We start from the raw sequence: 13,596 nt of genomic DNA, 5'->3' as shown, positions 1-13,596 counted from the left end.
CGGGTCAGCACCGGTCGTGAGCTGCCTGGCGAAGGCATAAAGTGAGAACCATGAGCTCTCACTTCGACGTCGTCGTCCTCGGCGCCGGACCAGGCGGCTACGTGGCCGCCATCCGCGCCGCCCAGTTGGGCAAGAAGGTTGCCATCATCGAGAAGGAGTACTGGGGCGGTGTCTGCCTGAACGTGGGCTGTATCCCGACCAAGTCGTTGCTCCGGAACGCCGAGTTGGCACACATCGTCACCAAGGAGGCCAAGACGTTCGGCATCTCCGGTGACATCACCGTGGACTACGGCGTCGCCTTCAGCCGCTCCCGCAAGGTGTCCGAGCGCATGGTCGGCGGCATCCACTACCTGATGAAGAAGAACAAGATCACCGAGATCCACGGCTGGGGGACTTTCGTCGACGCCCACTCGATCACGGTCGCGGCCGAGGACGGTTCGACCCAGACGGTCACGTTCGACAACTGCATCATCGCCGCGGGGGCCACGACGAAGCTGCTGCGGGGCACCTCGCTGAGCGCGAACGTGATCACGTACAAGGAGCAGATCCTGGCCGACGCTCTGCCGTCCTCGATCATCATCGGCGGCTCGGGTGCGATCGGCACGGAGTTCGCCTACGTGCTCAACAGCTACGGCGTCGACGTCACCATCGTGGAGTTCCTCGATCGAATGGTTCCCAACGAGGACCCCGAGGTGTCGGCGGAACTCGCGAAGGCCTACAGGAAGCTGGGCATCAAGGTCCTCACCAGCACCGCGGTGCAGGGCGTCGAGGACACCGGTTCGGGCGTCCGCGTCACCGTGGCTCCCTCCCAGGGTGGTGACGCCTCGATCCTGGAGGCCGACAAGTTCCTGCAGGCCGTCGGCTTCGCCCCGCGTCTGGAGGGCTACGGCCTGGAGAACACCGGCGTGAAGGTCACCGAACGCGGCGCGATCGAGATCGACGACTACATGCGCACCAACGTTCCCGGCATCTACGCCATCGGCGACTGCACCGGAAAGCTGATGCTGGCGCACACCGCCGAGGCCCAGGGCGTCGTCGCTGCCGAGACGTTGTCGGGAGCCGAGACGATGGCGATCAACTACGACATGATCCCGCGGGCGACCTACTGCCAGCCGCAGGTCGCCGCCTTCGGGTACACCGAGCAGCAGGCCAAGGACAAGGGCTTCGACGTCAAGGTGGCCAAGTTCCCGTTCTCGGCCAACGGCAAGGCGTGGGGTCTGGGTGAAGGAACAGGCTTCGTGAAGGTTGTCGCCGACGCGCAGCACAACGAGATTCTGGGTGCCCACATGATTGGCCCCGACGTCACCGAGTTGCTGCCGGAGCTGGTTTTGGCTCAGACGTGGGATCTGACCGCTGACGAGGTTGGCCGGACGATTCATGCGCACCCGACGCTCTCGGAGGCCGTCAAGGAGGCCGTTGAGGGCATCGCCGGGCACATGATCAATCTCTGAGATCAACGCGGCGGGCGTAGGGCCCCTTGGGTGCGGGAGTACCCAAGGGGCTCTACGGCGTCTCCAAGCGGGCGAGCGCTACAAGCCGGGGAGCGCCCGATTCAGCACGGTGGGGTCAGGCAGATAGCTCAGGTTGAGGCGGTGCAGCAGCGTCGCCACCGCGTCCACCGCCCTTCGTCGTTTCGACTCGGAAGGCGAGAGCTGCGCCAGGCGAGCACTTTTGGCTGCCCGCTCGGCAATCGGACGGGCCTGGGCGGGCAAGTGAGCGAACCCTTCAGTTTCGGCGGCGCTGCGCGCCGTGGCGAAGGTGACCTCCACCATGGCTGCCCGCCGCACCACTTCGGTCTCTGGGGTGGTGGGGTCAACGTCATCCCACAGGACCAGCGCCGTCTCGAACTGTCGGGTCGCCTCACTGGAGGGGTCGAACAAGGCGGCGTTCTCGATGCGATACGTCACATCGCCGCGCAGCCGCCCATACTCCTGTTTGACCGCGTCCACCCGGCTGGCTGCCTGCTGGCGGCGCGCTTGCGGCGTGGGGACGCGCGCGACCAGCGCCGCCAGGGAACGAGTACGTCCTCCCACGCTGACCGACTCGGGAGTGACAGCCAACCAGTTGATCGCGGGAAGGAGGGTTGCCGCGACGGGGGAGACGCCGACGAGCGCGCAGACGGCAGCCAGGGGGAGTGCCGGATTGACCTCCCGACTCTTGCGATGCGGCTGGCCCGCGACCGTGGTGAGAGTCTCCATGAAGCGCAACGGCATGCCGGCGTCGTGCCGAGGTGCCACCACGCTACCCAGCACATGATTGTCCGGGTCGGCGACCGCAAGGAACGAGGAGCCAGCCAGGTCGCCGAGCGGAGTGTGGAGGGGCAGCGGCTCCCACACGGTGGGCAGGAGCGGGCTCATCGCGGGAGCTCTTTGCGGGTGGCGATCAAGGTGGGGGCCGCAGGATCAATCACCGGCAAGTAGTACAAGGCCAACTCCTTGAGGGTGGTGGACGCGCCCTTCAGTGCCACCTCGCGTTCCGGCCCGGGGGGAGCCGCAAGGCCCAGGGTGATCGCTTTGACCGCACGCCGCGCCGGGGAACGCGCGACCTGGGGGAGATGGTCGAAGCCCAGACGCTCCGCATCCTCACGTGCGTTCTGGAACGTTGTTTCAATCTGGGAGGCGAGCCCGACCGCATCGGGAGCATCGGGATCCCACGTGGCTAAAGCAACCTGAAAGCGCTGCGTGCTGGGGACAGCAGCATCGAACAGTGCCGAGTTCTCGATCCGGTAGACCGCATCGGTCAGCAACGCGCCATAGCGTTCCTGGACGACCTGCACGCGTTCGCTCGGGGTCGGCCCGCTGACGGCGGCGTCGACGCGTTGCAGGGCGGCGTCCAGTTCAAGAATGCGATGCCCCCGGCGCAGGCGTACGGGGCGCGTTTCGGGAAAGAGGTGAAGGGCCGTCACGGTCGCCAAAATGATCGCGAAGCTCACCCCCGGAAACCACGGGACGACGAACAGGAAAAACAACACGGCGGCGAGCGTGGTCATCACGAGGGTGGACGCGATGATGCGCGATCGAACCCAGGGGGGTTCCAACTCCCACACCATGGCGGAGCATGGAGTGACCTCGCAGACCGCAGTGGCGGCCGTTCCGACGGCGGTGACCGCGGGCATCGTGACGGGTTGGCGATGGGCGAACACCGTCCCTGGCGCGGGCAAGCGCCAACGCTCACGCGCAGGAGGGCGCCAATCGGGTCGCCGACGATGCGGCAGGACGAGGAGCCCCGGCGTCCGGGACGCACCCACAGCCCCACTGCACAACGCTCGACGGTGGCGTCGGTGGGGTTTGCCCCCAGCGCGACGGCCTCCACCACCAGCGATCGGCCCACGAGTTCGCCGAGGGAAGTCTCGAGCGCCACAGTGCGATCGGTCATGGCTACGAGCCAACCACAAACCGGGCGCTGCCGGACCTCGTCGACGCCGACAGCACGGCTACGCTGGCCGTGTCGGGCATCGGGCGAGGGGAGTGGGACAGCCATGAGTCATGTGGTTGAGTACGTTCACACGGGGCGGCGTAGCCCGCTTGCCTGGGCGTGTTCCGCGCTGATCAAGGCGTCCGGCGCACGCAAGAACAACGACGCGAAGGCGCGCGCGAGCATCGACTCGGTGTCAGAGCCCGCGGACGTCCCGGCAGCGATCCGTCATCGATTCTCCGTGACGACCACGCAGTTCGAAGGACGCCCGCTGTGGACGATTGGTCCACGCACCGGTCCGTCGTCGCAAACGATCCTGTATCTGCACGGTGGCGCCTATGTGATGAACATCGTGAGCCTGCACTGGAAGCTCATCGCGGCGATCATCGAGCGCACCAACGCGACCGTGGTCGTCCCGGATTACCCGCTCGCCGGGCAAGCGACATGCACGGACGTCTTTACATACCTGGAGAAACTCACTCCCGTCTTTGACGACATTCGCCAGGGTCGTCCGTGGACGATCATGGGGGACTCCGCCGGTGGCGGTCTTTCCTACGCGTGGGCCCAACATTTGCGTGACGTCGGCGGCGCCCAGCCCGACGAGATCGTGTTGCTCTCGCCATGGCTGGATGTCCGGATGGTCGACCCGCGTCAAGACGGCCTGGAGAAGCTCGACCCCATGCTGCCGCGTCGCAACTCGCAGAAGGCGGGCGAGGCGTATGCCGGAGGGTTGTCCCTGACGGATCCGCGCGTGAGCCCGTTGTTCGGCGATCTGGAGAACCTGCCCGAGGTGAGCATCTTCACCGGAACCTATGACCTGGTGAACGCGGACGCACGATCCTTGCGCGACGCGCTGAAGGCCAAGGGTCTCGCGTACCGATTCTTCGAGTATCCGAAGCTGTTCCACGTCTTCATGGCGGTGACGTTCCTGCCCGAGGCGAAGACGGCGATCGGGCAGATCGCAGGCATCGTGGCCGAGGCGGGTCGCTGACCCCCAGCCTCTTCTGGCCTCCCCGGGCGGTTGTCCGATAATGAGCATTATGACATTACGCGCGGGGTGGGTCCCCTTGATCCGGTGGCGAAGACCTCGTTTGGTGGCGGTCGAGTCGCTGTCTATCGAACCCGATACGCTCCGCGCATGACCGACGACGATGATCCGGATGTCCGCCCGCGCGTGGGACTCCTCGAGGGCACGCTGGGATTCACCTTGGCCGGTGCCATCCTCTTGGCGGGGGTTGCCCTGTTCGGCTTGATGCTCACCACGGATCGCAACCCTGTGGGCCTCATCGTCGCCGTGATTCTGGTGGCCATCGGTGTGCGCCTCCTGATCGCGGCCATCATGAAGGCACGTGCCTCTGGCTCCTCCTGACGCGGCGACGGGCACGCGCATCCCTGCAGGTGTGCCACAAGGGCCGAGGGAACGCTGCTCGCTCCCCCAGCCCCTGTGGTTGAACGCCGTGGTGCTACTTCAGGCCGCTTTGGACCTCGTCGCGCAACTGCTGAACGGCATCCTTGATGGAGGCGCGGTTGAACAGGATGTCTTGGTACTTGCGCATGAACACCGTCTGGAACGAACTGCCACCCACGGGAGTGAGGCCGCCCGCGTCGGTAACGCTGCTCTCGATGCTGCTCAGGTAGCCGGCCACCTTCTTGTCGGTGGGCTGCAGCGACGGCGCCAATGCCGCGCGGCACTCCGTGTTGGGCGGCAACCCCCGCTCGGCGGTGAGCGTACTCACGGCGTCCACCGAGTTCGACAGCCAGTCGACGAAGGCGGCGGCAGCTGCGGTGTTGGACGACCGCGACGACACCGACCAGTACATGGACGCCTTGTACCACAGCCACGTGGGCGCGCCCGCGGCGGCCGGAGGGCGCAACAGCTTCATGTCCGTCCCGGACGCTGCGTCCAGCGCCTTGACCTGGTTCGACCACAGGTACGTCATCGCGACCCGGCCGTTCGCGATGGCGGACTGGTCCATGGGCTTGGTGTCTTCCTCGGCCAATTCGGAGGGCGGCTGGATGGACTTGTCCTTCTGCATGTCCATGAGGCACTGGAAGTAGGCTTCCAGGTCCTCGTTCTTCCACCCGATCTTGCCGTCGGAGGTCCACTGCTGGCCCCCGCGCTGGCGGACGAACGCCTTCATGAGGCCGTCTTGACCGAACAGGTTGCCGGTGCCGTAGACCCCTGGGCGGTTGATCTTTCGGGTGATCTCCAAGGACAGAGCGCGCAGGTCGTCCCACGTCCACTTCGTGTCATCAGGCAGCGGGATGCCCGCCTCTTGGAACAGCTTCGGGTTCGCGACGATGATGGGCGCGTTGACGCCAGCGTTGATGCCGAACAAGCCCTTAGGAAGGCGTCCCGTGTCGGCGGTGCCTGCCAGGAACTTGTCGGTCTTCACCGAGGACTCCAGGTTCAGCAGGAGGCCGCGAGCCCCGTAATCGGCAAGGTACTTCTCGTCCATCTGGATGATGTCGGGGGCGTTGTTGGCGGCCGCTTGGGTGGCGAGCTTGTCCCAGTAGCCGTTCCACTCCCCCGGCTCCCCGGCAATCTTGACGCCAGGGTTCTTCGACGAGTAGCGATCGATGGTGGCGTTCGTCACGCGGGTGCGGGTGTCGTTCCCCCACCAGGTGAAACGCATCGTGGCGTTCTTGGGATCTCCGCTCGGAGTGGAGACGGCTCCACCGCCTTGTGAGCAGCTAGCGAGCATGGTCGCGGCGCCGATGCCGATACCCATACCCAGGAAGGTTCTGCGGTCCATGGAGTCCTCCTCATTGATAAACCCAGGCCTGCGGCAAGGGTAAATGGGGGTGTTGGGAGTGGGCCAGCACTTGCGTCACGAACGGTGAAACTCCTTGTCGCCGCCTGCGGGAAAACGCCTTCCGGCTAGGAGGGATGAATGGTTGACGGAGTGAGCAACAACGTTGTGTAGTTGCCGTGTGAGGCGCCTCTTGCGCCTTGTTCTACTCTGATGGGTCATGACCGAACGCCAGCACCTGGCCGACTCTCACGACTGGATCCGTGTGCGGGGCGCGCGAGAGAACAACCTGAAGAATGTCTCGCTGGATCTGCCCAAGCGGCGCTTGACCGTCTTCACCGGCGTCTCCGGATCCGGGAAGAGTTCCCTGGTGTTCGACACCATCGCGGCCGAGTCTCAGCGGATGATCAACGAGACCTACCCCGCCTTCGTCCAGGGGTTCATGGACACCCTTGATCGCCCCGATGTGGACACCTTGGAGGGCCTGACGACGGCCATCATCGTCGATCAGGAGCGGATGAGCCCGAATCTCCGATCGACCTTGGGTACGGCGACGGACGCCAATGCTTTGCTGCGCATGCTGTTCAGCAGGCTGGGTGATCCCCACATCGGCTCGCCGCAGGCCTACTCGTTCAACGTGCCCTCAGTGAGCGGGCACGGCGCCGTCAAGGTGGACAAGGGTGCGGGCGCACGGATGGAGAGGCGCAGCTACAGCGTCGTGGGAGGCATGTGCCCGCGTTGCGAAGGGACCGGGAACGTCTCCGACATTGATCTGAGCGAGGTGTTCGACGCGTCGCTGTCGCTGCGGCAAGGGCCCTTCAAAGTTCCGGGCTACTCCATGGACGGCTGGTACGGGCGCATCTTCATCGGCTCGGGATTCTTCGATCCGGAGAAGCCACTGGGGGCCTACACCCAGCGCGAGATGCACGATTTGCTCTACAAAGAGCCGGTCAAGATCAAGGTCGAGGGCATCAACCTGACCTACGAGGGCCTCATCCCGAAGATCACCAAGTCGATGCTCGCCAAGGATCCTGAACAGATGCAGCCGCACGTCCGGGCGTTTGTGGAGCGTGCCGTGAAGTTCACCTCCTGCCCCGATTGCGGGGGGACTCGACTAGCGGAAGGCGCTCGGTCCTCCCGCATCCGGGGCAAGAACATCGCTGACCTGTGCGCCATGCAGGTGAGTGACCTCGTGGACTGGGTAGCAGACCTCGATGACCCCGAGGTGGCGCCCCTGACGGAGGCGCTCAGTGGCCTCCTACGGGCCTTCGTGGAGATTGGTTTGGGATACCTGAGCCTGGACCGCCCCGCCGGGACGCTGTCGGGTGGCGAAGCGCAACGGACCAAGATGGTGCGCCACCTGGGCTCCTCGCTGACCGACGTCACCTACGTGTTCGATGAACCGACGGTCGGGCTCCACCCGCACGACATTCAGCGGATGAACGACCTGTTGCTCCGGTTGCGAGACAAGGGCAACACCGTCTTGGTGGTCGAGCACAAGCCTGAGGCGATCGCCATCGCCGACCATGTCGTCGACCTAGGCCCCCGGGCGGGCACCGCGGGCGGTGAGATCGTCTTTGACGGTGACCTGGCAGGTTTGCGGGCCAGTGGCACGCTCACGGGACGTCACCTCGATGATCGGGCGCGCCTGAAGGCCTCGGTCAGGACGCCGAGCGGGGCGCTCCAGGTGCGCGGCGCGACGACGCACAATCTCCGCGCAGTGGATATCGATATCCCCCTGGGCGTCCTCGTCGTCGTGACGGGTGTCGCCGGATCGGGGAAGAGTTCCTTGATCCATGGTTCGGTGGCAGGCCGAGACGGCGTGGTGAGCGTGGATCAGGGCGCCATCAAGGGGAGTCGGCGCAGCAACCCCGCTACCTATACGGGGCTGTTGGACCCGATTCGCAAGGCGTTCGCGAAGGCCAATGCGGTGAAGCCGGCTTTGTTCTCCCCCAATTCCGAAGGCGCCTGCCCCCACTGCAACGGGGCTGGCGTGGTGTTCACCGACCTGGGCTTCATGGCGACCGTCTCGAGCGTGTGCGAAGTGTGTGGCGGCAAGCGGTTCATGGCAGAGGTACTGGAGTACAAGCTGGGTGGCAAAGACATCTCCGAGGTGCTCTCGATGCCCGTCGCTGAGGCGCGCGGGTTCTTTTCTGAAGGGGATGCGCGGATTCCGGCAGCCGCCGCCATCCTGCACCGCCTCGACGATGTCGGGCTCGGCTACCTCACGCTGGGACAGCCGCTGACCACCTTGTCGGGTGGGGAAAGGCAGCGTTTGAAGCTGGCCACCCACTTGGGCGAGGAGGGCGGGGTCTATGTGTTGGACGAGCCCACCACAGGCCTCCACCTCGCCGATGTGGAGCAGTTGCTCGGGTTGCTGGACCGGCTGGTGGAGGCGGGCAAGTCCGTCATCGTCATCGAGCACCATCAGGCCGTCATGGCGCATGCCGACTGGATCATCGATCTGGGCCCCGGCGCCGGTTCGCAAGGCGGAACCGTCGTCTTCGAGGGGACGCCGCATGACCTGGTGGCGGCACGATCCACGCTGACCGGAGAGCACCTCGCCGCCTACGTCGCCGACTGACCACTGCGGGTGGGCGCACCCTGCACAGGACCATCTCCAGGGGCCTGGGGTGTTCAGTGGCGCCCACGCATGGCTACCGTGGGTCTGGTGACCACGACGAACGAGCCGCGTGCCCTCCGTGAGGAGCCCGCAGGCGACGTCACCCCCGATATCAGTTTCGACCAACAGCGCTTCGACGCCCGCCCGTCGAAGTTGCGCCCCCAGGCGCGGCGGCAGCATGCCGGGTCAGACCTGCCCGCTCCCCCGTTTGCCGCGGACGGACGCAACCGCGCCTACGTCGAGTGGCTCGTCGAGCAGTCGATGCTGGATGACGCGTCCACGTTGGCGCGCCAACTCGCCGGGCATCACCTGATGTGGGCCAACGCGTTCGCGGCCCCCAACCCTCGCGCCGCAGTCGAGCAGGCATCCGTGTGGTACACGGCCTATCCCCTGAGCCTTATCACCGCGCACGGCCAGTCGTTCCTGGGAGCCTTGGGCGACGAGGCGCTGTGGCAGGCCTTCGAGCACATCGGGATCGAGGCCATTCACACTGGTCCGGTCAAGCTGGCGGGAGGTATCTCCGGGTGGGAACAGACGCCGTCCATCGACGGGCACTTCGACCGCATCAGCATGGCGATCGATCCTCTGTTCGGCACGGAGGAAGAGTTCCGCGACATGGGGCAAACCGCAGCCTCCTATGGCGGAACGATCATCGACGACATCGTGCCCGGGCACACGGGAAAGGGCGCCGACTTCCGGCTGGCCGAACTCAACTACGGCGACTATCCCGGGATCTACCACCTCATCGACATCCCGCGGGACGCATGGTCCTTGCTTCCCGATGTGCCCGAGGGCAGCGACTCGGTCAACCTGGATCGGGCTACGGAGGAGGCGCTCGCGGAGGCGGGCTACATCATCGGTGAACTGCAGCGGGTGATCTTCTTTGAGCCTGGCGTCAAGGAGACCAACTGGTCGGTCACCCCGCCGGTCTACGACCACCGAGGCGTGCTGCGCCGCTGGGTCTACCTGCACTACTTCAAGGAAGGTCAGCCGTCGATCAACTGGCTCGATCCCACGTTCGCCGGGATGCGCCTCGTGATGGGTGATGCCCTCCATTCGCTCCTGGATCTTGGATCTGGGGGGCTACGCCTGGACGCCAACGGCTTCCTGGGCGTCGAGAAGTCCGTGGATCGCTCCCCCGCCTGGTCTGAGGGGCATCCGTTGTCCCAGGCCGCGAACCAACTCATCGGGTCGATGGTGCGCAAGGTCGGCGGCTTCACCTTCCAGGAACTCAACCTCACCATCGACGACATCGTGAACACCGGCTCCGTGGGGCCGGACCTGAGCTACGACTTCGTCACGCGTCCCGCCTATCAGGTGGCACTGGCGACGGCCGACACAGAGTTCTTGCGTCTGACGCTCCGCGAGGCGCTGCGCCTGGGCGTCGATCAGGCCTCCTTGGTGCATGCGTTGCAAAACCACGATGAGCTCACCTATGAACTGATGCATTTCGCCGCCGGTCATGCCAATGAGGTCTTCCCCTTCGCGGGCGAGGAAATGACCGGCACAGAACTCGCCGAGACGATCCGCCAGTCGATGCGCGACACCTTGACCGGCGAGGCAGGTCCGTACAACGCGGTCTTCACTCAAAACGGGATCGCCTGCACGACGGCATCCCTCATCACCGCGGCGCTCGGCCTGCACGATCTGGCAGCGTTGACCGAGGACGACATCGCGATGGTCACCGACGCGCACCTTCTCTTGTGCATGTACAACGCCTTCCAGCCCGGCGTGATCGCTTTGTCAGGGTGGGACCTCGTCGGGGCGTTGCCTTTGGAGCGCAGCCAAGTGCGCGGGCTCATCTCAGACGGAGACACGCGCTGGATCGAGCGAGGCGCCTACGACCTGATGGACACCGCCCCTGAACTGGTGAAGTCGGCGGCAGGGATGCCGCGGGCGCGCACGCTCTACGGCGGGCTTCCTTCGCAGTTGGCTGACCCGGGCTCGTTTGCGTCACGGCTGTCGCGGATCCTGGAGATTCGCCGCCTGTCCGGGGTGGCGACCGGAGAACTCATCGACGTGCCGGATGTCCCCCACCGGTCCCTCCTGATCCTCGTCAATCGCCTCGCCGATTCGACCATCGAGGTGACAGTGCTGAACTTCGGGCGCGACGCCGTGGTGGCCCGCGTCCAAAGCGAGGCGCTCCCGGTCGGCAGCGTCATCGATCTGGCTAGTGGCGCCGTGGTTGGGGACGTCGATGATTTGGGCGGGTTCAGCGTCGCGTTGGCAGCGTTTGGTGGAACCGCGCTCGTGATTCGTCCCGCGGGGTAACGTCCGCGTCATGCATCTTGCAGAGCTTGGGGTGGCCGGACGCCGTCAACCGTTGTTCGCCCGCCGAGGGGCTGTGGCTACGTCGCAACCGTTGGCTGCCCACGTAGGTCTCTCCTTGCTGCAGGCGGGCGGGAACGCAGTGGATGCGGCCATCGGCACGGCGGCAGCGTTGACCGTCGTGGAGCCCACCAGTAACGGCTTGGGTTCGGACGCCTTCGCGCTCGTGTGGGATGGGAAGCGCTTGCATGGCCTCAACGGGTCGGGCAAGGCAGCCCGGGGTTGGCGGGCGGAGGACCTGCGCGCAGCGGGTCACACCGCAATGCCGCAGCACGGGTGGGCGTCGGTGACGGTTCCGGGAGCGGTACGCGCCTGGGCCGACCTCCACGCGAGGTTCGGACGGCTCCCCTTCGCGACCGTGCTGGAACCCGCCGCTTCCCTAGCCGAGGACGGGTTTGCCGTCTCCCCGGTGGTCGCGGATGCGTGGGCGCGGGCCGTGGACGGCGCCACGGCGCGCCGTCGCGCCCATGCCGACCCCGCACAGGAGGAGTTCCTACGACACTTCGCCCCCGAAGGGCGAGCCCCGGGAGTGGGCGAGGTGTGGCGCAGCACCGAGACGGCGGCGACGTTGCGTGCGCTCGCCGCCAGCGGAGGTGCCGATCTCTACGAGGGCGAGGCGGCCCACAGGCTGGTGTCGTTCGCGGACAAGACGGGCGGACGCCTGAACGCCGCCGACCTAGCTGACCACCGCTCGAGGTGGGTGGAACCGCTCAGCGTCGCCTACCGAGACCATGAGGTGTGGGAGATTCCCCCGAATGGGCAGGGCATCGCCGTGCTGATCGCGTTGCGGATCCTCGAAGGCTATGACCCCGACGACGTGGCCCCCTTTGGCCCCGCTGGTGCTGCGGCGGCGGTCACCGCCCTTCCCCGCCCGCAGGCCTGGCATCGGGCACTCGAAGCGACCAAGGCTGCGCTCGCCGACGCCCACGCCTTCGTCGCCGACCCGGAGTACGCGGACGTTCCGACGGCCGCGCTGCTGGCTGATGCCCACATTGCTGCGCGCCGTCGAGGCTTGGGCGCTCATGCACACCGCCCCGTGGGGGTGGATCCACGCGCCTCAGACACGGTCTACCTGTGCACCGCCGACGACGAGGGGCGGTTCGTCAGCTTCATCCAGTCGAACTTTGCGGGATTCGGGTCGGGGATCGTCGTTCCCGGTACCGGCATCTCTCTCCAAAACCGGGGATGGGGGTTCTCGTTGCAGCCGGGACACCCCAATGAGTTCGCCCCCGGCAAGCGCCCCTTCCACACGATCATCCCCGGCTTCTTGACCCGAGGCGGGGCACCGGTGGGCCCCTTCGGCGTGATGGGTGGACACATGCAGGCTCAGGGGCATGTTCAAGTGGTGCTCGATGCCGTCGAAGGCGGGGATGATCCCCAGACAGCTCTGGGGCGACCGCGTTGGTTCTGGGACGCGGAAAGCGGCGAGGTGCAGATCGAGGCTGCGGCAGGAGCCGCAACCGCTCACGCGCTCGCGGCGGCGGGACACCGCGTCGTGACGGCTCGCTCGGCCACCGTCTTCGGGCGGGGGCAAGGGATCTGGCGCACGACCGAGGGGACGCTCGTGGTCGGGTCGGAGCCGCGAGCCGACGGGTACCCCGTCGGCTGGTAGTGGGCACCGTTCCGCGCGTCCCCGAAGCGATTCGTCCTTGTCACCGCTAGGGTCGCGGCACGAGCAGGTGCGGGAGGAACAATGAGCCAATGGCAGCCGGTGACCCGGCGTACCGAGGAGAACGAGCCCACGATCGTGCTGGGTGACGAGCCCACTGTCGGCATCCCCACGCTTCCTGAACGCACCGAACTCCTCGACGTGACCCCTCTTCGCGACAGCGATGACGCTCCCCTCGCGACGGGGACGAGCGCGGACCAATCCGGTGAACCTCACGACGACGCGGCAGACCTCCTGCCGGGAGTCGGCGACGAGCCGGGTGAGGTACGCGATGACGCGGCCTACACGCTGGCCTTGGCGCGGATGCAGAACCGACGCCTGACCGACCTGGGGCTGGTGGTGTTGCGGCTGTGCGCGCTGCCCTTGGTGCTGCATGGCGTTCAGCAGCTGACACACCTGGGGCCCGCGATCGCGGCGCTGCGGGATGCTCCCCTGTTCGGCCATGTGCCGGATCTGAGCGCGGTCGCGTTGGGCGTCGCCTGGGTCATCCTGCCCCTGTTGCTGGCGGCCGGATTGTTCACCCGCATCGCCGCCGCGGTCCAGGTTGCCCTGGTCGCTGCGGTGTACGCGTCCCACCTGTTGGGGGGCGTCCCCGTCCTCGATCCGTTCACCGGCACCCTCGCCTTGGAGGGCACGTTGGCCTACGGCGCTGTCGCGCTGCCCCTGGTCCTGACGGGCGCGGGGCGGGTCTCGGTGGACCACGTGCTCGGCGCGTCGCGACGTGAGCGGGTGGCGGATCGACGAGCGAGCCGCCAGCGCTCCCGGGGGAGCCGCTGAACCGGCGCCACGGGGAATGGATGCTCGGCTCG

General features: G+C 66.5%; 10 protein-coding genes. 7 read left to right on the top strand and 3 right to left on the bottom strand.

Going from position 1 to position 13,596, the window contains the following annotated elements:
• Window positions 1-50: 50 nt before the first annotated feature.
• The gene (gene lpdA / locus C1706_RS01405; RefSeq protein WP_129457415.1) at window positions 51-1,451 is read left to right on the top strand and encodes a dihydrolipoyl dehydrogenase; all 1,401 of its coding nucleotides are present in this window, start codon (window positions 51-53) and stop codon (window positions 1,449-1,451) included.
• A 78-nt stretch (window positions 1,452-1,529) separates the two neighbouring features.
• Here the strand turns inward: lpdA and C1706_RS01400 are convergent, their stop codons facing one another.
• Entirely contained in the window at window positions 1,530-2,357 is an 828-nt protein-coding gene (locus C1706_RS01400; protein WP_129457414.1) for a hypothetical protein, read from the bottom strand.
• On the bottom strand, window positions 2,354-3,160 hold the full coding sequence (locus tag C1706_RS01395; RefSeq protein WP_164987378.1) for a hypothetical protein: 807 nt from the start codon (window positions 3,158-3,160) through the stop codon (window positions 2,354-2,356). Before C1706_RS01395 ends, C1706_RS01400 begins: the two co-directional genes overlap by 4 nt.
• A 318-nt stretch (window positions 3,161-3,478) precedes the next feature.
• Here C1706_RS01395 and C1706_RS13920 point away from each other — a divergent pair, with 318 nt between their 5' ends.
• Together C1706_RS13920 and C1706_RS01385 are read left to right on the top strand one after the other, a co-directional pair.
• A complete protein-coding gene (locus tag C1706_RS13920) occupies window positions 3,479-4,405 on the top strand; it encodes an alpha/beta hydrolase fold domain-containing protein (protein ID WP_164987377.1) in 927 nt (308 codons plus the stop codon).
• 147 nt (window positions 4,406-4,552) lie between these two features.
• Window positions 4,553-4,783 (top strand): hypothetical protein, encoded by a 231-nt coding sequence (locus tag C1706_RS01385; protein WP_129457411.1) that lies wholly within the window; start codon window positions 4,553-4,555, stop codon window positions 4,781-4,783.
• Window positions 4,784-4,877: 94 nt separating this feature from the next.
• Here C1706_RS01385 and C1706_RS01380 read toward each other — a convergent pair whose 3' ends face one another.
• A complete protein-coding gene (locus C1706_RS01380) occupies window positions 4,878-6,170 on the bottom strand; it encodes an ABC transporter substrate-binding protein (RefSeq protein WP_129457410.1) in 1,293 nt (430 codons plus the stop codon).
• A gap of 217 nt (window positions 6,171-6,387) precedes the next feature.
• Here C1706_RS01380 and C1706_RS01375 point away from each other — a divergent pair, with 217 nt between their 5' ends.
• From C1706_RS01375 to C1706_RS01360, 4 genes are all read left to right on the top strand, one after another.
• The gene (locus tag C1706_RS01375; protein WP_129457409.1) at window positions 6,388-8,751 is read left to right on the top strand and encodes an ATP-binding cassette domain-containing protein; all 2,364 of its coding nucleotides are present in this window, start codon (window positions 6,388-6,390) and stop codon (window positions 8,749-8,751) included.
• A gap of 87 nt (window positions 8,752-8,838) precedes the next feature.
• Window positions 8,839-11,061, top strand: coding sequence for a maltose alpha-D-glucosyltransferase (gene treS / locus C1706_RS01370; RefSeq protein WP_241653361.1), 2,223 nt, complete (start codon window positions 8,839-8,841; stop codon window positions 11,059-11,061).
• Window positions 11,062-11,071: 10 nt separating this feature from the next.
• Window positions 11,072-12,730 (top strand): gamma-glutamyltransferase family protein, encoded by a 1,659-nt coding sequence (locus C1706_RS01365; protein WP_129457407.1) that lies wholly within the window; start codon window positions 11,072-11,074, stop codon window positions 12,728-12,730.
• Window positions 12,731-12,811: 81 nt separating this feature from the next.
• The gene (locus C1706_RS01360; protein WP_129457406.1) at window positions 12,812-13,564 is read left to right on the top strand and encodes a DoxX family protein; all 753 of its coding nucleotides are present in this window, start codon (window positions 12,812-12,814) and stop codon (window positions 13,562-13,564) included.
• Window positions 13,565-13,596 lie beyond the last annotated feature (32 nt).

It is taken from the genome of Propioniciclava flava (genome assembly GCF_004126535.1).
GTDB classification, from domain to species: Bacteria; Actinomycetota; Actinomycetes; order Propionibacteriales; family Propionibacteriaceae; genus Propioniciclava; species Propioniciclava flava.
The sequence above is the reverse complement of the archived record's forward strand: the minus strand, read 5'-3'. Positions and strand labels throughout refer to the sequence as shown.

Coding starts and splice junctions, on each gene's coding strand:
- C1706_RS01380 (WP_129457410.1), bottom strand. CDS start 6,170: ATGGACCGCAGAACCTTCCTGGGTATGGGTATCGGCATCGGCGCCGCG.
- C1706_RS01400 (WP_129457414.1), bottom strand. CDS start 2,357: ATGAGCCCGCTCCTGCCCACCGTGTGGGAGCCGCTGCCCCTCCACACT.
- C1706_RS01365 (WP_129457407.1), top strand. CDS start 11,072: ATGCATCTTGCAGAGCTTGGGGTGGCCGGACGCCGTCAACCGTTGTTC.
- C1706_RS01375 (WP_129457409.1), top strand. CDS start 6,388: ATGACCGAACGCCAGCACCTGGCCGACTCTCACGACTGGATCCGTGTG.
- C1706_RS01360 (WP_129457406.1), top strand. CDS start 12,812: ATGAGCCAATGGCAGCCGGTGACCCGGCGTACCGAGGAGAACGAGCCC.
- lpdA (WP_129457415.1), top strand. CDS start 51: ATGAGCTCTCACTTCGACGTCGTCGTCCTCGGCGCCGGACCAGGCGGC.
- C1706_RS13920 (WP_164987377.1), top strand. CDS start 3,479: ATGAGTCATGTGGTTGAGTACGTTCACACGGGGCGGCGTAGCCCGCTT.
- C1706_RS01385 (WP_129457411.1), top strand. CDS start 4,553: ATGACCGACGACGATGATCCGGATGTCCGCCCGCGCGTGGGACTCCTC.